We start from the raw sequence: 17,695 nt of genomic DNA on the forward strand, positions 1-17,695 counted from the left end.
CCGTTTTTTCGCGGCCTTTCTCCTTTGATCTATGCTACCCGAAAACGATAACGCCGCCCCCAACCAGTCCGAACAGCCCGAGGAGTCGCCGATGAGCATCCTGGAGCGCCGCCTGGCCGAAATTCAGTCGCGCCAGCCCGCGGCGGCGGCCCCCGCCCAGCCCACGCCCGCTACGCCTGCCCCCGATTCGGCCGCCGAAGCCACTATTGCCTCTACCACCACCGACGAAATAACGGAGCGCCCGGCCCAAGGTGCCGCCACTGCCCCCGGCGAGCCCGCCGGAGCTGGCACCGCTGAAGCTTCGGCCGATGCCACGCCAGCCGCTGAGCCTATCAGCGCGTCCATCCCGGAGCCTGCGGTTTCGGAGCCGCTGGCCCGCGCCGAAGACCATTACGGCAGCAGTAACCCAGGCGTGGAAAGCGCCCACGCCGCCGAAGCCGCCGCCCAGCCCGCCAGCGCCGCTATGCCGATCAGCGTGGAGCCTGAAGCCCTTCCTGCCGCTGAAATGCCGGCTACGGCCGCCGCCTCTTTCACTCCCGAGCCGGAAGCGCTGCCCAGTGCCGATGCCCCCGCGCCGTCGCACACGGAAGGCGTGGAGCCCGCCACGGCTTTCCCGCTGAAAACCGCCGAGGATATCGACGCGGCCCCGCTGGCCGTAGCCTCGCTGCCCACGTCGGCCAATGCGTCGGCTACCGAAGCTGCCGCGGAGGCCGCGGCTTTTTCCGCTACGGAAGAGGAAGAAGAGTACGTGCCCGAAACGCCCGCGCCCGACTTCGCTCACCTCGATTTGCCCAGCCAGGCCGCGCACCTGCTGGCCCTGCTGCGCCGCGCCGATGCCCGCCAGAACCGCAAGCAGATCTTCGACCTGCACCGCCAGTACGAAACCGCCATCAGCGCCGACCGCACCGCGGCTCGCCAGCGCTTCACGGAGCAGGGCGGCGAGGGCGACGACTTCGCTTACACCGGCCCCGAGGGCCACGCCGAGCTGACCAAAGCCCTGCAGGAATTCCGCGAAAGCCGCGCCCGCGACGCGAAGGCCGAGGATGAGAACCGCGCCAAGAACCTGGCCCACAAGCAGTATTTGCTCTCGCAGTTGCGACAATTGATAGAGTCGGCCGAAACCAAGGACAGCTCGGTGCGCATCAAAACGCTGCAAACCGACTGGAAAGCCACCGGCCCCGTGCCCCAGAAAGACGCGCAGGAGTTGTGGAACAGCTACCACGCGCTGCTGGACATGTATTACAACAACCGCGGCCTGTTCTTCGAAATGAAGGAGCTGGACCGGCGGCGCAACCTGGAGGCCAAGGAAGGGCTGGTGCAGCGCGCCGAGGCCCTGGCCCAGCAGCCCAGCATCAATAAAGCGCTGCAGGAGTTGCGCCAGTTGCACGAAGACTGGAAGCACATCGGCCCCGTGCCCAACGAGCAGCGCGACCCAATCTGGAACCGCTTTCTGGCCGCTTCGGAAGTCATTCATGACCGCAAAAAAGAATTCCTGAACGCCCGCACGGCCCAGGAAACGGCCAACCTGACCCGCAAAACGGCTATTCTGGAGCAGATCAAGCCCTACGCCGAGTTCGAGACGGAGCGCGTGAATGAGTGGCGCGCCAAAACCGATGAGCTGCAGAAGCTGAAAGAAGAATGGGATGCCGCCGGCCTGGTGCCCCGCGACAAAGCCGAGCAGCTTAACAAGCAGTTCTGGGGCGCTTACAAGGGCTTTTTCCAGCGCAAAAACCAGTTCTTCAAATCCCTGGACGAGGAGAAAAATGCCAACCTGAAGCGCAAGTTGGAACTGTGCGAGCAGGCCGAGGCCGCCCTGGTGAATCCTAACTGGGAAGAGGGCCGCGAAATCGTAATTCGGCTGCAGAAGGAGTGGAAGCTCATCGGCCGCGTACCGGAAAAGCAGTCGGATAAGGTCTGGAACCGCTTCCGCACGGCCTGCGACGGGTTCTTTGAGCGCAAAAACGAAGAGGCCAAGCAGCGTGTGCAGCAGGCTCAGCAGGTGTCGCAGGAGCAGGCCACGCACCTCGACCGGGTGGCCGAGGCCGTGGCCGCCCTCACTACCGATGAACCCGGAACGCTGGCCGGCTTCCAGCAGCACGTAGCCGACTGGCGCGCCTTCGATGGCGCAGCCGGCGGGGCGCGGGGTGCTTCGGAGCGGGCCGAGGAGAAATTCCAGTCGCTGATGGGTAAGTACCTGGACGCGGTGCCCGGCCTGTCATACGCCGAGCGCACGGATCTGCTGTTTCAGCTGCAGGTCGAGCGCCTCAAGTCGAGCCCCGACTCGCAGCAGGCGCTCTACAAGAGGGAGCAGACCCTGCGCCGCGACATCAACGAGCTGGAAAACGACATCGCCACGCTGCAAACCAACCTAGAGTTCTTCGCCCGCTCCAAAAACGCCAGCCAGCTGCGCGAGGAGTACCAGGGCCGCATCGACGAGGCCAAAACCCGCATTGAGGGCCTGAAGCGCCAGCTGAAAATAGTGCGCAGCTAGCAGTAGTCAGGTAAAAAATCAAAAAAAGGCATCCGTTGGGATGCCTTTTTTTATTGGGTTCGTCGGCTGGGGCATTGGTTTCACAACTGGCTTTGATTCAGTCAAAAAACGTCCTTGCCGTAAGACATTACGGCGATATTCGAGGGCCGGCAACGAGGGCAAGCCAATTGAAAAACGAAAAAATATCCCTTTACTGATTGCAGATTCCATCCGGATGGCTAGTTTTGCACCACCAATTCGCCTCCTTAGCTCAGCTGGTAGAGCAACTGACTTGTAATCAGTAGGTCGCTGGTTCGATCCCGGCAGGAGGCTCATTTTTACCGTTAAAAAACCCCGTTTCTGATTCAGTAACGGGGTTTTTTAGTGCAGGTTGTGGCTTGAGCAGCTACCTAATTCGGTAGCTTTTGCACTTCTGTACTTTGGGTTTGCACCGCTCTACAGCAGGCCCTGCAGCGGGTCTTTTCCATCTAATGTGCCCTGACTGGACAGCACCCGAAAGCGGGCGAACAGCTCCTCACCGTACCACTGCTCCTGGCGGGTGAGGCGGATAACTTCTTTGTGCTTTTCGCTGCGGTAGGCATAGTCCTGCATGGCCTGCCCCGACTCCCAGACGCTGAACGTAGCCTGCCGCACTATCGGCAGCTCGCCCAGGCCGATGGCGGCCCGCACGCCCGGCGCGTGGGCCACAGTGGCGCTGGTAGGAGCCACGTAGCGCCAGAAGCGGGGCGCTTTCCACCACCGGATGGAGGCGCGGGTGAGCACGGCCACGGGGCCCGCAGTGACGGGGGTGTCGCGGGCATATTCAAACGGATTCTCCCCGTCCCAGAGGCCGTGCGCTTTCAGCGGGGCCAAGCGCACCCTCCAGATTTCGGCGGCCCGGCGCTGGTAGTGCAGCCAGAGCGGATGGGTGGCAAAAAACGTATCGGCCGCCGTTGCGGAGTCCCACACGGCCATAAAGCCGTAGCGGTTCAGATTGGGCAATGCCCCGAAACCACCCGCGCCGCTGCCCAGCAGCTTCTGAAACCGCAGGCCCGGCACCTGCCGCAACGGCCGTTGGGCGGTGCCCATTTGCGCCAGTGCCCAGCGGGCATGGCCGGGAGCAAGGGTGATGATAGAGAGCGTAGTAAGGGGCAAAACAGGAGAAAGTTAAAATGCTAAAAGCTAGTTACCCTCCTTTTTTCAAATTCCGCGCATTAAGCGGCGGGGGCTAGGGGTGGTTCAATCGTTGGACGACGGGCTAGCCTTAGCTTTCTAGCTCTAGCTTACCACCCCGGCCTTCGGCCACCCCTCCTTGAAAAAAGGAGGGGAGTTAGCTTTTAGTCCTAAAAACAATAAGTGCCAAAACAACAAAAAAGGGCCGGAACTGCTTCCGGCCCTGTTCGCAAAACGCAAGTTTGCGCTTATTTCACGTTCACTTTGGCGTGCTCGTTCACGTCGTCGGAGGTGGCCCGCTCGCCGGTGGCCAGGGCTTTCACGTAGGCTACGGCCTGGGTGAGCACGCTGCTGGGCGTGTCCCAGTATTCGCCCTTGTCGATTTCAATTTTCAGGATCATGATGTTCGGGTCGTCTTTGCCCTTGGCAAACCAGGCCCGCAGCGGCTCGCTCCAGAGCTTGTCGATTTCGGCCTGGTCGCGGTAAGCGTTGGCGCGGCCCGAAACGGACACGTACACGTTGCTGTCGGGGTTGCCGTAGCTCAGGTTTACGTGGCTGTCTTTTTTGACTTCGTACACCTTTGCCGAATCCTTATCGGTCAGAAAAACCAGGGCACTGCTGCCGTCAGGCTTCTGGGTATACATGGGGCGGCTGCGCAGGCTGCCGTCCTGGTCCTGGGTGGTGAGCATGGCAATGCGCACGTCCTTGATTTTGTCGAGCAGCTTGGACAGGTCGTTGGTAACGGGCGATTTATCGGACATGAGTTGGGGTGTTTGGAAGGAGTGGGACAGAACAGAAGGCCCCCGAAAACAGCGGGCGGCCAGTTTGCCATACGGCCGGCCGGCCCGTCGGGTTGAACTTAACCATTGGGCTGCCATTCCGGTTTTGCCGTACTTCCCGCTACTGATGAACTTTCTCGCCCACCTGCTGCTTTCCGGCTCGCCCGCCGCCACCCCCGATTACGATGACATCGTGGTCGGCAACTTTGCCGCCGAGGCCGTGCGGGGCCGGGCCGCCCTGGAAGCGTACCCGGCCACCGTGCAGCGCGGCATCCGCCTGCACCGCTTCATCGATTCCTTTACCGATTCGCACCCCGTGGTGCGCCGCAGCACCGCCCGCCTGCGCGCGGCCGGCCTGGGCAAGTGGGCCGGCGTGGTGGCCGATGTCGGCTATGACCACCTGCTGGCCCGCGACTTCGCCGAATTTCACCCCGCCGAGCCGCTGCCCGCCTTCGCCCAGCGGATGTACGCGCTGCTGCACGCCCGCCGCCAGGAACTGCCCGAGCGCCTCCAGCACATGTTTCAGTACATGCGCCGCGACGACTGGCTGACGGGCTACGCCCGACCCGAGGGCCTGAACCGCGCCTTGCTGGGCCTGAGCCGCCGCGTGCCCAACGGGGCCATTCTGGCTGCCGGGGCGGCAGCTTTTCTGATAGAAGTGGAAGCGTATGAGGCGGATTTTCGGGAGTTCTGGCCGGAACTGCGGGCAGGAGTGGTCAGTATGCTACTACAGTAGCTAGAAAATGAAGCGTATGCAGTAACTTGCCCCCATCATATAAATCGGGTTTGATGTACATATCGTCATAAAAGCACGTTTGATATTTTTATTAAAATTGCTTGCACAGCTGTGTTGTTGTCTATAAATATTCCTCTATACCTCTTTTTTAGGAAGCGAGATAAGTGAGCTAAACCAGTATTGTTTGTGCTAATTGCCTTTGTTGTGTTAATTCTGTTACTGAAGCTGTTTCATTGGAATGATACCGTGATAAAGCATGCCGGATTAATGCCTACGCTACTTATGATGAGTATTTCTCTAGTAATGAGTCATTATTTTTTTGGAGTCGCAAGCAGTGTCTTCGACACAACCGCAGGGGGAATGAATGATGCAACACGGGAAAAGTTTATGGATTTAGTTATAAAAGTGCAGGATGTTTTTTTTCTTGAAGTGCTAACTGTTATAATTAGTATCACGCAAATATTGTCGGTCTGGCATTGAGTGTAACATTGAGAAGCAAAAAAACGGGGCCGCAGGGCCCCGTTTTCATAGGTTATTTTGCCGATGCAAGTGTAATTATCAGCGCGTGTACGTGGCTTCAATCTTGGCTGATTGGCCTTGTACAATGGCCGCGCGGTCATAGCTCAGTACCAGCTTACTCGCGCTTAATTCCCGGATTTCCCGCGTCTGATTTAAATGCTCAACCAGGGCTTTCAGCGTAAGGATATTGACGGCGCGGGTATACGGCATTTCAAAATTCAGCTGACTGTTGCTGTATTCCTGAAACAGCACATCCGTCAGGAGAAGGTAGTCGCCGGATTTACCGGTGAGCGTGTAGTCCTGTAGAAGCTGGCCGTTGGCGTCCTTCTCCACTACGTGCATCGTGCTTAGGGTCCAGCGGCCGGGTAGTGGGGCCGGATCATCTTTTTTGGAAGAGCAGCCTGCCAGGGCAAGTACGGGAAACAACAGGAGCCACATGAGGCCCCGAATAGAAAGGGTAGAAAAGGACATAGAATGAATTGTGGGAAAAGAGATGGCGCAAATAAAAGCAATCGTCGCCATTTTTTTACGTTGGCAGCTTATGTTTTCGCAAAGCAAAAAAGGCCGCAACCGGCTGTTGGAACAACGGGTTGCGGCCTTTGACGGAGTGCCTGGAAAGTAGTGCGTATTTAGTGATGGTGCCCGCCTTCGCCATGCACGTGGCCGTGGTCCATCTCCTCCTGGGTGGCTTCGCGCACGTCGGCTACTTTGCCGTCGAAGTGCATCACCATGCCGGCCAGCGGGTGGTTGAAGTCCATCTTGACGGTATCGGAGCCGATTTCGACGACTTTGCCCTGCATGTGGTTGCCCTGGTTGTCGGCCATGGGCAGGAAGTTGCCTTCCTGCAGCATTTCCTCGTCAATCTGCCCATCGACCTTGAACACGTCCTTTGGGATATCGACCACGGCCTGCTGGTCGTATTCGCCGTAGGCTTGCTCGGGGGTGAGCGAAAACTTGAATGAGTCGCCGGCTTTTTTGCCGTCGAGCTGGCTTTCAAACTCTTCAGGTAGGCCGCTCTGGCCAAACAGAAATACCATCGGCGCATCGGCCTCGGCCGATTCAACCAATACTTTTTCCTGGTTTTCGTCGGTCACGCTCAAATCGTAGGTGATGGTGACGACTTTATTGGGGCTGATCTGGGCCATAATCGGGCGGACTTCGGGGTCCGGGTTGGGGTGAATAATGGGTTTGGGCTGGCTAGTTACGGAAAAGAGGGCGAAACCTCACCCCCGGCCCCTCTCCTTGGGGAGAGGGGAGCCACGGCGGCGCGAACGAAGCGGGGCGGAGGCCAAAACCGACGCCCCCGCCACCACAAGGGTGATTCGAGCTGATTCTACAACGCAAAAGCCAACTGCTGTAAAGCAGTTGGCTTTTGTCCGTTCGTGCCGCCGTGGCTCCCCTCTTCCCAAGGAGAGGGGCCGGGGGTGAGGCCCCAATGTCTCTACTGCAGTTCCCAGGCCGTGCGGTAGGCGCCGATGCTTTCCACGTAGTCGAGGAAAGCCTTGTAGAACGGGTGGCCGCCCAGGGTGCTGGAGTCGCCGACGATGAGGAGCTTTTTGCGGGCGCGGGTCATGCCTACGTTCATGCGGCGGATGTCGCTCAGAAAGCCAATTTCGCCCTGCGGGTTGGAGCGGGTAAGGGTAATGGCGATGATGTCGCGCTCCTGGCCCTGGAATGAGTCGACGGTGCCAATGCTGAGCATGCGGTGCTCCATGAGGCCCATCAGCTCGTCGTTGGCCTCTACCGCGTCGCGGAGGTAGTTGATCTGGGCGCGGTAGGGGGCAATAACGCCGATGGTGAGCAGGTCTTCCTCGTGGTCGGCCGCGTCGTAGGGCTCCAGAAGCTGGGCCAGGCGACGCAGCAGCAGGTCGGCTTCCTCGGGGTTGGCGATGGAGCGGCTTTCCTCGATGCCCAGCTCCTGAAAGCCGAAGCCGGCGGTGTCGAGAAACTCTACCGGCAGGTCGGGGGCAAAGCGCAGGTCGTAGGCGGGCAGGTCGGCGTGGGCCACGGTGGGCGCGGCTTTCAGGCGGCCCTCGTAGAACTGCTCCGAGCTGAACTCCATAATCTGCTCGTGCATGCGGTACTGGATTTCCAGCATCCGGGCCGAATCCGGCTGGCGCTGAATGCACTTTTCAAACAAGGTTTCGCGCAGCCCCTCGCGCGCTGCTTTTTCGCTTTTCACCGTGGGCGGCAGCTGCTGATGGTCGCCGGCCAGCACCACGCGGTTGGCCTTGGTTATCGGAATCCAGCAGCCCGGCTCCAGGGCCTGGGCGGCCTCATCAATGAACACGGTTTCGTAGGTTAGGTGGCGGATGGCGCGGTTGGAGGCCCCCACCAGCGTGCACGTAATCACCTGCACCTTATCCAGCAGGTCCTCGGTGATGTAGCGCTCCAGGTTGTCGGAATCCTGGAGCATGAGGTGGGCCTGCTCTTTCAAAAGGCGACGTTGCTCGCGCTCCTCCCAGCCGAAATGGCGTTTGAATTTGCCGGCCTGCTCGCGGTATTGCTCGGCGGTCTGGCGCATGGCTTTCAGCTCGCCGTAGCTCTTGTGCTCCATAATCTGGGCATCGAGCGTGTGGTGCAGCAGCAGGTCCGAGACGCGGGAAGGATTGCCCATCCGTATCACGTTCACGCCCCGCTCGGCCAGCTTTTCGGTGAGCAGATCCACGGCTGTGTTGGAAGGCGCGCACACCAGCACGCGCCGCTCGCGCCGGATGGTTTCCAGAATGGCCTGCACCAGCGTAGTGGTTTTGCCGGTGCCGGGCGGGCCGTGAATGATGGCCACGTCCTTGGCCGCCAGCACGTGGCGCACGGCGGCCAGCTGAGAGTCGTTCAGAGGGCTGGGGTAGTAGAGCGTGGCTTCGGATTCGTCGCGGTAACGGGCGGGCTTGGCTCCCAGCAGCACGTCGCGCAGTTCGGCCAGGCGGGTTTCGTAGGCGCCCATCACCTTGCCCAGGGCAAACTCCATCTCGCGGTAGCTCACCTCGTCGAAGGTCAGATCGACGCCCAGCTTGCCCTCGTCTACCCAGTCGGGCAGGTCCTCTTTGGTGGTGGCCAGCAGGATTTTATTACGCTTCACGCTGGTAATCACCCCGCTGAGCGTGGGGCGGTCGGAGCCGGCGCGACCGGGGATATTGCCGAAGAGGGCGGCGTTTTTGCCCACCTGAAACAGGTGCAGGCCGCTCTGGCTGGCCGGGCGCTCAATTTCGAGCACTAGCTTGCCGCCGAAGCCGATTTCCTCCTTCGTGATTTTGACGGGATACCAGGTCAGGCCGCGCTTCTGCCGCTCGCCAATGGTAGACTGGGCACTCTTGATTTTAAACTGTTCGAGGTCCTCCTGCTGCTCGAGCTTCATGAGGGCCTGCACCTTGCGCAGCTCTTTTTCCAGCGCATAAGGGTCGGTATAGGTCGGTTGTTCTGTCAAAAGGGTAGGCGTTATTTAGGTCCGTCATAACAACGGAAACGGCGAAATGGTGGCCGAAGGTTGGGGAGAAAATCGAAAGCTGGGCGCGCCGTTGGGTTTTCAGCAGCTTTGCTGTCAGAAGCTGAGGAATTTGCGCCGGATCACAGGGCAAGCTTTAGCCAGCTACTCGAAAAAGTCGCTCGAATCGGTCTGGCTGAAATACTTATTGAGCTTCCCCAGATCGGCGAAAATGGGCAAAATGACGCGCATAAACGCCCGCACGGTGGCTTCCGAGTCGGCGTAGAACAGCAGGCGGGCGGCGGTGGAATAGCCGGTCAGGTGGTCGAGTAGCTCGGGCGCTTCTTCTTCCAGAATAGTGCTGATGTGTTCTTCCCACGAAGGGCCACCACCGCCGAAGCCGTACTTTTCAAACAGGTAGAAATACCCCTCCAGTGCCGGGGCCGATTCCACGTTGGCCGTGATGCCGAACAGCGCATCGTCGACGCGCAGGTGCTCCGGAATCGGGTAAATCTTAAAGGGGAAGGTGTTTTCCATGCAGGGTTTGGGAAATATCAGGCTGCGAACCGGCGGCCGCAGCCGGCGCACTGGTGTAGGGTGGTGCCGGCGTAGTAGAGCCGCTGCCAGAGCGTGGGCCGGGGCACCGGCGCGGTGTCGGGGCTTTGGCAGCGGGGGCAGCGCAGCACCGCTACGGTGGCGCGGCGGGCCTCGAAGGCCGCCACCAGGTCGTGGGCCGCGGGGGCGGCTTCTTCCTCAATCAGCAGCTGATACCAGATACCGTCGCCGAAAGGGAAGGAGGGCGGCCCGCAAGTTTTGACCAGGGCGGTGATTTCCGCGTTCAGCAGCTCGTTGTATAGGGTCACCGCCTCGGCGTAGGTCAGGTATTGGGCGGCGGGGATGAGCATGGTGGAAGCAATGGTATTGTCATCCTAAGCTTGCGAAGGACCTTATGCCAGTCGAACGACTATCGTAATAATGACTCGTTCAACTGGCATAAGGTCCTTCGCAAGCTCAGGATGACAGATAATCTAGCAACGGACCACGCAAGATGCTTTGGCAAGCGGAAGCCAGATCAAGCATGACCGTTCTAGCGCCAGCGTTACCGACGGCCGCGAACAGGGCGCACCTGCCCGCGCAGCTTGTAAATATACCACAGCAACCCCGCGCAGAGCACGGCCAGGGCTGTAGCCAACAATTCGCGGCTGGTGCGGGCCTCAGCGGCTTCCTGGGCCGTAGCTTGGGCCTCGGCCAGCTTCTTCTCGCGCTGCTTGTCGCGGATCTGCAGGTTTTGAATCTGGTTTTCCAGGTCGTAAAACTTCTCGCGGGTCATCGACTGGTCGCCGCGGGCGACGGTGATTTGCTGCTCGGCCTGGGTTTTTTCGGCCACGATGCTGGCCGTGCGCCGAATGGACGATTCCTTCAGCGCCTGTACGATTTCGGTGTCCTTGCGGATGATGGCCTTGAGCACGTCCACCACTTCCTGGAGGTCTTTTTTGGAAGGCTTGTTGCCGAACAGGCTGTTGCGCTGGGCGTTGGCATCCTCATAGGCCTGCACCATGCGGCCACGCTCCTGAATCAGCGGAGCCAGCGGGTCGGGTTGGGCGGGGGTGGCGGGGGCCTGGGCGTGAGCGGCTAGGGCGGAAAAGAGCAGCAGAACGGGGAAAATACGCTTCATCATGGGGCAAAGTAACGGCGAATCGGCGCGGGGAGTTGGACCCCTCCCCAACCCCTCCCCAAAAGGGAGGGGCTCTAACATTAGCTTTCTAATGGTTTAGCTTCTAAAGCTAAAGCCCCTCCCTTTTGGGGAGGGGTTGGGGAGGGGTTTCTCACCCGCCCAGCACCGGCACTGGCTGGCGGATTTCCTTGGGCTTGTGCTTGTAGAAATACAGAATCAGAATCGGCAGCAAAGTCAGCTCGGCTACTACGCCGAACAGCAGGGTGAGGCCAATGAGCAAGCCCACGTAGAACGTGCCGTCGAAGGAGGAGAAAATCAGCGTGCTGAAGCCCCCGACCAGGATCAGGGACGTCACGATAACGGCTTTGCCAGCCATCAGGTAGGTTTTGCGCACCGCCCGAAACAGGTTGGGCTCCTGCAGCAGCACCAGCTTGAGCTTGCTGATGAAGTGAATCGTATCATCGACGGCAATGCCGAAGGCGATGGTGAAAATGATGCTGGTGCTCACCTTCATGCTCACGCCGGCTAGCCCCATTACGCCCGCCACAATGAGAATAGGCACCAGATTCGGGATGAGCACGACCACCGTCATGCGCAGGGAGCGGAACAGGAACAGCACGATGAGCGTGACCATCACCACGTCGATGCTCATGCCCGTAATCATGTTTATAGTGAGCGTGGAGTTGTTTTTGTCGATGAGGTTGGCCGAGCCGGTGAGGCGGGTTTGCACCACCGTTGAGTCGACTTGCTGGCGCAGGAAGCGGCGCAGATCCGCGTTCAGGGCACCGGCCCGCACGCTGCCCACGTCAGGCATGCGGCCGGTGAGGCGGCCCTCGGAGGCATCGGGCCGCACCAGGGCCCGGAACTCGGGCTTGTTGCGAAACAGCTTCACCCGCCGCACCAGCTGCGCCAGTTCGGCCTCGGAGTCGGGGAGGCGGTATTCGGTCAAAAGCCCGCCATTCAGCGCCTTGCGCACTGATTTGATGAGCGTGACGGGCGAAGCCACGAAGTTGAGCCCGTAGCTTTTCTGCAGGTAGCCTTCAATCTTCTCGGTCTGGCGCAGCACCGCCAGGTCGTAGATGGTGCGGCCGGGGGCGGGCTGCAGATCCAGCTCGAAGGGCCGTACGCCGGCGAATTTCCGTTCAAAAAAGCCAAAATCCAGCTTCACCGGGTCGTTTTGGGAGAGGTCATCCAGCAGGGCCGAGTTGATGCGGATGCGCGAGGCCGACGCCACCGAGCCCACCAAGATGAGCGCCGAGAGGCCCACCACCAGCCGCCGCCGGGCCAGCACTGTGCGAAACAGGCGGCCCAGCACGCCGTCCCAGCTGTGGCCCTCGGCCCGCGGGATGCGCAGCTGCGGCTTGCCCAGCAGCATAAGCATGGCCGGCAGCAGCGTAAATGACAGCACAAAGGTGAGCAGCACGGCAATGCCCGTAAACAGCCCGAAGTTGTAGATGGGCCGGATGGTGCTGGTCATCAGCGTGAAAAAGCCGATGCTGGTGGTCAGCGCCGACAGCCCCGAGCCGAACCCGGATTCCTTCAGCGTAATCAGCAGGGCCTCTTTCTTGCCGGTGCCGTAGCCCAGCTCTGTGTTGTAGCGCGTGATGATGTGGATGGTATCGGACATGCCCACCACAAACAGCATGATGGGCAGCAGCGCCGTCATCAGGTCAATGCTGACCCCGCAGGCGCTCATCAGCCCCAGGCCCCACAAAATGGCCCCCAGCACCACCACCAGCGGCAGCACCACGCCCCACCACGTCCGGAACGTGAACCACAGCAGCACCGTGACCAGCACCACCGACAACGACATAAACACCACCAATTCCCGCTGCAGCCGATCCACGAACACGGACTGGGCCACCAGCTTGCCAGCCAGGTGGTAGGTTTCGGGGGCAAAACCCTGCCGGGCCAGCTCGGTGCGCACGGCCGCAAGCAGCGAGTCGCCGGGGGGCTTGCTCAGGTTGGGTGAGGTCTGCAAAAGGATGGTCACAGCGCGGGCATCCTGGGCAATCAAGTTGCCCACCAGCCCCGGCGTGCGGTACACCAGGGCCGAATCTGCGGCGCGGCGGGCCGGCTCCTGCGGGTGCAGATACGGCAAGTTGAACACCCCAAAGCCCTCCACCACCGGGTTGGTGGCATTGGTGGGCGAGCTGACGTGCAGCACGTGGCGGCGCTGCTGGATAAAGCGCGTGAGCGAATCGACGCGGGTCAGAAACCGGGGCTCAAATACGGTGCGGCCGGGCGCGGCTTCCAGGCCCAGCAGCACGTAATCGTTGTCGTTGCCGAAGCGGGCCGAGTACTGCTCGTAGTAGGCCAGGTCGGGGTCGCCGGCGGGGTAGAAGTCGTTGAAATTGTAGTTGAAGCGCAGCCGGGCCACGAAAAACCCCGCCAGCACGGTGAGCAGGCTCAGCGTGAGCAGGGTGAGGTAACTGACTTTGCGAAGCGGCATGAGCAGAATAAACCCGAATCAGAATCGGGGCGGAAGAGAAAAACGCGAGGGGCCGGGGCCGAAGTTCGGCCGCACCTTCGTACTTTAGAGGCAGCGGAAACCGGCGGGCCGACTTCGGGAAGCCAACCATGCCCCGCCGGCTTTTGTTTCCTCACTTTTCAGATCCAACCCCATGAAAAACGCTCTGCTGGCCCTGACCCTGTTCGCCTTCATCGGCACCGCCGCCGCCCACGATGGCAAAGACGAGAAAGGCAAAAAAAGCAAGAAAGAAGCCTGCCCGACGGCCATGAAAGCCAGCTGCAGCAAGGAAGGCACTACGGCCGCCACACCCTCGTGCTGCATGAAAAAAGGCGCGAAAACGGCCGCCGTGAAGTCTGCCGAAACTATGCCGGCGGCTCCGGCCTTTAAGTCGCTGTAAGGCTGCGAGATGTTATATGAAAAACACCCTATACGTCAGGCGTATAGGGTGTTTTTGATTATACTAATTTTATGCATAAAAGCAGACAAGAATCGTTAAGTGACTCTTACACTAAAGTCTATTTTCATTTTTTCAATACCGTGCTCGATGAGGATTATACTGAGAGCCTTTGGGCACAGGTAGTCAATGCTGAGGAAGGAAAATATAGACTGGACAACATTCCCTTCTTTGTGAAGAGCTACGCATTAGCTGATATTGTGTATGCACAGTTGCAAAACGAGGAACTAGTTGTACAAGGCTTAGTAGCAGAGTCGGGCAATAGTACTCTGCAAATTATCTTTTTCAAAGAAAAATTAATCCATCAGGTTCAGAATAAATTAGAGTCAATGGGGTGTGACTGGGAAGGAAGTCATCTGCCAGACTATTTCTCCGTCAACATACCCAAGCAACTTGTTTACAAACCAATCGAACGATATCTGCAGGAACTGGAAAAGCAGGAGGTACTAAGTTACCGGGAAGCATGTTTAGCGCATGGTTCTTCATAAACTTTAGATTCGCTAGCTGTAACTAAAAAGACTGCCCATTCTCACAGGGAAAATAGGCAGTCCTTTTAGTATATTTCAATTGCTCGTTGAACGCCTTTTACCTACGCCAACACGCTTTCCTCCATCAACTCAGCCAGACTCACTTCCTCCACGTCCGGCACGGCCGCAAACCGGCTTTCGTGAAAATTAGCCTCGGGAAAGCCCGGGGCCACGCCGGCGTTGCTGATTTCGGCCAGCGTGAGGCCGTAGCCGCGGGGCGTGTCATAGAGGCTGCGCACGGTGTAGATGGGGCCGCGCTTGGGCGTTTGGATGGCCGGGTTCTGGGCCCGGAGCACGGTAAAGTCGTCGTTGGTGCAGACCACGGCCTGCCCGGGGTGAAATAGCGGGGGATTCATGCCGGCAAAGATACGGTGCTTCCTCGTGCCGGGCCACTACTGCGTAGGGCCATTATCAACCCGCGCCTCTACCACCTGCTGCACCGCCGGGCTCACGGCCGAAAGCAGATCGTAGCCGGTGGCGGCTTCCAGGGCATCTACGGTGGTGCGGTAGGGGCCCCAGGCGGTATCGAGGCCGTTGTCGTTGGGCGTATCCACGGCAATGATGCGGGTGGCAGAACTCACGCGGGTGGCATCGGCGGTGCCCGTGGGCAGCACCACAATCACCTTCCAGATGCGGCTTGGCACCGTCACGCGGCCGTTGTCGAGGGTGGTTTTGGCCCCGGCCGAGCCCGTGCCGCCGCTGCCGTACTGGCCCTGAATGATGTATAGCTCATTGCCGGCAGCTACCAGGCTGCGGCAGTAGGTTTCGAGGCCGGCCCAGGTTTGCTGGTTGTTGCGCGGGGCCTGCGGCACCATGTTGGTCATCAGAAAGGTAGCCGAGTTGTCAGCCACGGTGGCGGTGCGGTCGGCGGAGGGGCAGTTGTGGCCGCGGTCGAAGCCCGAGCCCACGTAGCTGCTGGCCTGCACCTGGTACCAGCCAGTAGGCAAGTCCGCATCGGGCCGAAAATCATCCTGACGAGCGGCGCTGCCCAGCCAGGAAGCGGCCAGGTGCCAGCTCACCCAGTTCGGAATGCCTTTGTCGCGGTGGTAGGAGAGGATGTATTGGGGCTTGGTGAGCAGGTAGTTGGTGGGCGACGCCACGTCGGCCACGGCCCCGCTGGGGTTGCCCAGGGCCAAGTGGCCATCCACGGTGGGCGTGGGGGAAGGCGTGGGGGCCACCTGCTCATCGGAACAGGAAGTGGCCAGCAGGCCGGCAAGCAGCAATAGGGCAGGGCAGGAGGGCAGACGAAGCATACGGACCAAGTAAATTCGGCTGCAAAGGTGCGACACAATAGCCAGCCACGCGGCCCAACCAGCCCTGGCCCTTGCCGGCCGGAGCCGGCTTATTACCTTTGAAGCTGCCCCCACTTGCTCCCGCCTTATGCAGCAGTACCTCGACCTCGTCCGCCATATCCTAGACCACGGCACCCGCAAAACCGACCGCACCGGCACCGGCACGCTCAGTATTTTCGGCCACCAGATGCGCTTCAATCTGCAGCAGGGCTTCCCCTTGGTTACTACCAAGAAAGTCCACCTGAAAAGCATCATCCACGAGTTGCTCTGGTTTCTGCGCGGCGATACCAACATTCAGTACCTGAAGGAAAACGGGGTGAAAATCTGGGACGAATGGGCTGATGCCAACGGCGAGCTGGGCCCGGTATACGGTTGGCAGTGGCGCAGCTGGCCCCGCCCCGACGGCACCCACATCGACCAGATTTCGGAGGTCATCCGCCAGCTCAAAACCACGCCCGACTCGCGCCGCATCCTCGTTTCGGCCTGGAACGTGGCCGAGCTGGACCAGATGCACCTGATGCCCTGCCACGCCCTGTTCCAGTTCTACGTGGCCGATGGCCGCCTGAGCTGCCAGCTCTACCAGCGCTCCGCCGACGTGTTTCTGGGCGTGCCCTTCAATATTGCCAGCTACGCCCTGCTCACGCTCATGGTGGCCCAGGTCACGGGTCTGCAACCCGGCGAATTCATCTGGACCGGCGGCGACACGCACCTGTACGTCAATCACTTGGAGCAGGCGCGCCTGCAGCTCACCCGCGTCCCGCATCCGCTGCCGCAGATGCAGCTGAATCTGGAAGTGAAAGATATTTTCGGCTTCCGCTACGAAGATTTTCAGCTCGAAAACTACAATCCGCACCCCGCCATAAAAGCTCCGGTGGCTGTATAGCGGGGCGGGCAGGTCTGGGATGGAGCGACCAGAGAGATTTGCAGGATGCTATGTTCTTAAATCAGTGCAACTTTCTGGCGGGCGACTCCGTTAAACCATCGCCAAATCAGTACCTTCGGTCTGATTATGGCAATCGGGTGGCTGCTTTAAGGGCTGAAACCTGATTTTTATTTTAGGGCACAATTCAACTTTGCCCTGAAAATCCAATCTGATGGCAGCCCTTCCGGCTGCTTTCACCCCCATCCGCCCCCTACCTTTGCAACTCCGTACCCAAACCGCCGCCGCCGGCACCCCTCTGCCGAGGAAACACCGTGCCCTGGTGGCCCTCTACATGCTGGAGGACCCCCGCCAATCGCGCGAGGAAATCCTGCGCCTCAACAACGTTTCCGAAATTGATCTGGCTGAGTATGAAGAAGAATGGCTGCGGCTGCGCTGCCGCCATGTGGTAGCCGTTTAGGCCTGCTGGTCCCAGCCTGACAGCGCGTGCCACAGAGGCGGCAAAACTGGCGGCAGTGCCTGCTGGCCGATCCGGAGAACCGGACGAAGGGCCGCTACATTGGCCGTAAACACGGCTTCGGCTGCCAGCATATCGGAGGGAAGGTAGCGCCCTTCGTGGCACGGCACGCCCTGCGCCCGCGCCGCCCGCAGCAGATGTGCCCGCCGCACCCCCGCCACGCAGCCGGTTTGCAGCGCTGGTGTGAACAAAGCCCCTTCCCGAATCCAGAAAATAGCCGCCGCGCCTGCTTCGGCCACGTGTCCGGCCGCGTCGCACAGGATAATTTCGTCGAGTCCGCGCTGCCGCCGCTCGTGAGCGGCCCGCACATAGAGCCAGGCCTGGGGACCTTTGCAGAAGCTCAGAGGCGAGTATAGTGCGTGGCTATGCTGCGCGAAATCTGCCTGTTGTATAGCTGAGCTATCGGCTACGAATGGCTCCGCCGTAGCCAGCCACTCGGCCGCCGCCGTTGTTGGTGTGTAGCGTCCGCCGCCCGCCCGCCACACCTGCAGGCGCAGCCGGGCCTCGGATAAGCCAGCCGCAGTGGCCAGCCGGGTCAGCGTGGCCGTCAGGCGTTGCTCGGTGGCCAGGGCCGCAGGCAGCTCCAGATGGAGCGCCTGAGCGGCCTGCTGCATCCGGCTCAGGTGGTCGGCGGCGTAGCGCAGGCGGCCTTCCGCAAAAACTAGCGTTTCAAAAAAACCATCACCGAAGGCCAGTCCCCGATTGGGCAGCGGCAGCGCGGCGGTGGGCAGCAGGTGGTCGTTGAGCAGCAGCATGGCCCGCAAGGTAGGGCCGCGGGG

The 17,695-nt window shown here is 60.4% G+C and carries 18 protein-coding genes and 1 tRNA gene; 7 read left to right on the top strand and 12 right to left on the bottom strand.

Going from position 1 to position 17,695, the window contains the following annotated elements:
• Positions 1–31 precede the first annotated feature (31 nt).
• Both BUB62_RS14505 and BUB62_RS14510 read left to right on the top strand, forming a co-directional pair.
• Positions 32–2,491 (top strand): DUF349 domain-containing protein, encoded by a 2,460-nt coding sequence (locus BUB62_RS14505; RefSeq protein WP_073111248.1) that lies wholly within the window; start codon positions 32–34, stop codon positions 2,489–2,491.
• 239 nt (positions 2,492–2,730) lie between these two features.
• Positions 2,731–2,803 (top strand) — tRNA-Thr (locus tag BUB62_RS14510).
• A gap of 123 nt (positions 2,804–2,926) precedes the next feature.
• Here BUB62_RS14510 and BUB62_RS14515 read toward each other — a convergent pair.
• Together BUB62_RS14515 and BUB62_RS14520 are read right to left on the bottom strand one after the other, a co-directional pair.
• On the bottom strand, positions 2,927–3,625 hold the full coding sequence (locus tag BUB62_RS14515) for a spheroidene monooxygenase (protein WP_073111250.1): 699 nt from the start codon (positions 3,623–3,625) through the stop codon (positions 2,927–2,929).
• A gap of 266 nt (positions 3,626–3,891) precedes the next feature.
• Positions 3,892–4,404: a pyridoxamine 5'-phosphate oxidase family protein gene (locus BUB62_RS14520; RefSeq protein WP_073111252.1), complete on the bottom strand. Its 513-nt coding sequence runs from the start codon at positions 4,402–4,404 to the stop codon at positions 3,892–3,894.
• Between the two features lie 145 nt (positions 4,405–4,549).
• Between BUB62_RS14520 and BUB62_RS18770 the strand changes: the two genes are divergently transcribed.
• Entirely contained in the window at positions 4,550–5,158 is a 609-nt protein-coding gene (locus BUB62_RS18770; RefSeq protein ID WP_073111254.1) for an acyl carrier protein phosphodiesterase, read from the top strand.
• A gap of 558 nt (positions 5,159–5,716) precedes the next feature.
• On the opposite strand, the gene BUB62_RS14535 is transcribed toward BUB62_RS18770, so the two are convergent.
• The 7 genes from BUB62_RS14535 to BUB62_RS14565 form a co-directional block, all read right to left on the bottom strand.
• The gene (locus BUB62_RS14535) at positions 5,717–6,148 is read right to left on the bottom strand and encodes a lipocalin-like domain-containing protein (protein ID WP_143164192.1); all 432 of its coding nucleotides are present in this window, start codon (positions 6,146–6,148) and stop codon (positions 5,717–5,719) included.
• A gap of 158 nt (positions 6,149–6,306) precedes the next feature.
• Positions 6,307–6,822, bottom strand: a complete 516-nt coding sequence (locus tag BUB62_RS14540; RefSeq protein WP_073111258.1) for an FKBP-type peptidyl-prolyl cis-trans isomerase — start codon at positions 6,820–6,822, stop codon at positions 6,307–6,309.
• Positions 6,823–7,118: 296 nt separating this feature from the next.
• Positions 7,119–9,101 carry an AAA domain-containing protein gene (locus BUB62_RS14545; RefSeq protein ID WP_084539087.1) on the bottom strand — a complete coding sequence of 661 codons (1,983 nt, stop codon included), beginning with the start codon at positions 9,099–9,101 and terminating at the stop codon, positions 7,119–7,121.
• Between the two features lie 162 nt (positions 9,102–9,263).
• A complete protein-coding gene (locus tag BUB62_RS14550; protein ID WP_073111260.1) occupies positions 9,264–9,635 on the bottom strand; it encodes a hypothetical protein in 372 nt (123 codons plus the stop codon).
• A 17-nt stretch (positions 9,636–9,652) separates the two neighbouring features.
• Positions 9,653–10,003: a hypothetical protein gene (locus BUB62_RS14555; protein WP_073111261.1), complete on the bottom strand. Its 351-nt coding sequence runs from the start codon at positions 10,001–10,003 to the stop codon at positions 9,653–9,655.
• A gap of 194 nt (positions 10,004–10,197) precedes the next feature.
• A complete protein-coding gene (locus BUB62_RS14560; protein WP_073111262.1) occupies positions 10,198–10,776 on the bottom strand; it encodes a hypothetical protein in 579 nt (192 codons plus the stop codon).
• Positions 10,777–10,924: 148 nt separating this feature from the next.
• Positions 10,925–13,225: an efflux RND transporter permease subunit gene (locus tag BUB62_RS14565; protein ID WP_073111264.1), complete on the bottom strand. Its 2,301-nt coding sequence runs from the start codon at positions 13,223–13,225 to the stop codon at positions 10,925–10,927.
• 172 nt (positions 13,226–13,397) lie between these two features.
• Here BUB62_RS14565 and BUB62_RS14570 point away from each other — a divergent pair, with 172 nt between their 5' ends.
• Both BUB62_RS14570 and BUB62_RS14575 read left to right on the top strand, forming a co-directional pair.
• Entirely contained in the window at positions 13,398–13,643 is a 246-nt protein-coding gene (locus BUB62_RS14570) for a hypothetical protein (protein ID WP_073111265.1), read from the top strand.
• Positions 13,644–13,783: 140 nt separating this feature from the next.
• On the top strand, positions 13,784–14,188 hold the full coding sequence (locus tag BUB62_RS14575) for a DUF4265 domain-containing protein (RefSeq protein WP_073111267.1): 405 nt from the start codon (positions 13,784–13,786) through the stop codon (positions 14,186–14,188).
• Positions 14,189–14,289: 101 nt separating this feature from the next.
• Here the strand turns inward: BUB62_RS14575 and BUB62_RS14580 are convergent, their stop codons facing one another.
• Together BUB62_RS14580 and BUB62_RS14585 are read right to left on the bottom strand one after the other, a co-directional pair.
• Positions 14,290–14,583, bottom strand: coding sequence for a hypothetical protein (locus tag BUB62_RS14580; protein WP_073111269.1), 294 nt, complete (start codon positions 14,581–14,583; stop codon positions 14,290–14,292).
• Positions 14,584–14,619: 36 nt separating this feature from the next.
• A complete protein-coding gene (locus BUB62_RS14585; protein ID WP_073111271.1) occupies positions 14,620–15,480 on the bottom strand; it encodes a DNA/RNA non-specific endonuclease in 861 nt (286 codons plus the stop codon).
• Positions 15,481–15,607: 127 nt separating this feature from the next.
• On the opposite strand from BUB62_RS14585, the gene BUB62_RS14590 reads away from it, so the two are divergent.
• Positions 15,608–16,402, top strand: coding sequence for a thymidylate synthase (locus BUB62_RS14590; protein ID WP_073111273.1), 795 nt, complete (start codon positions 15,608–15,610; stop codon positions 16,400–16,402).
• A 256-nt stretch (positions 16,403–16,658) separates the two neighbouring features.
• Complete coding sequence (locus BUB62_RS19100) at positions 16,659–16,859, top strand: hypothetical protein (protein WP_143164193.1); 201 nt, start codon at positions 16,659–16,661, stop codon at positions 16,857–16,859.
• Here BUB62_RS19100 and BUB62_RS14595 read toward each other — a convergent pair.
• Positions 16,856–17,671, bottom strand: coding sequence for an aminotransferase class IV (locus BUB62_RS14595; RefSeq protein ID WP_143164194.1), 816 nt, complete (start codon positions 17,669–17,671; stop codon positions 16,856–16,858). The two genes, BUB62_RS19100 and BUB62_RS14595, sit on opposite strands and share 4 nt — an antisense overlap.
• Positions 17,672–17,695 lie beyond the last annotated feature (24 nt).

Origin of the sequence: Hymenobacter daecheongensis DSM 21074 (genome assembly GCF_900141805.1) — a bacterium.
GTDB classification, from domain to species: domain Bacteria; phylum Bacteroidota; class Bacteroidia; order Cytophagales; family Hymenobacteraceae; genus Hymenobacter; species Hymenobacter daecheongensis.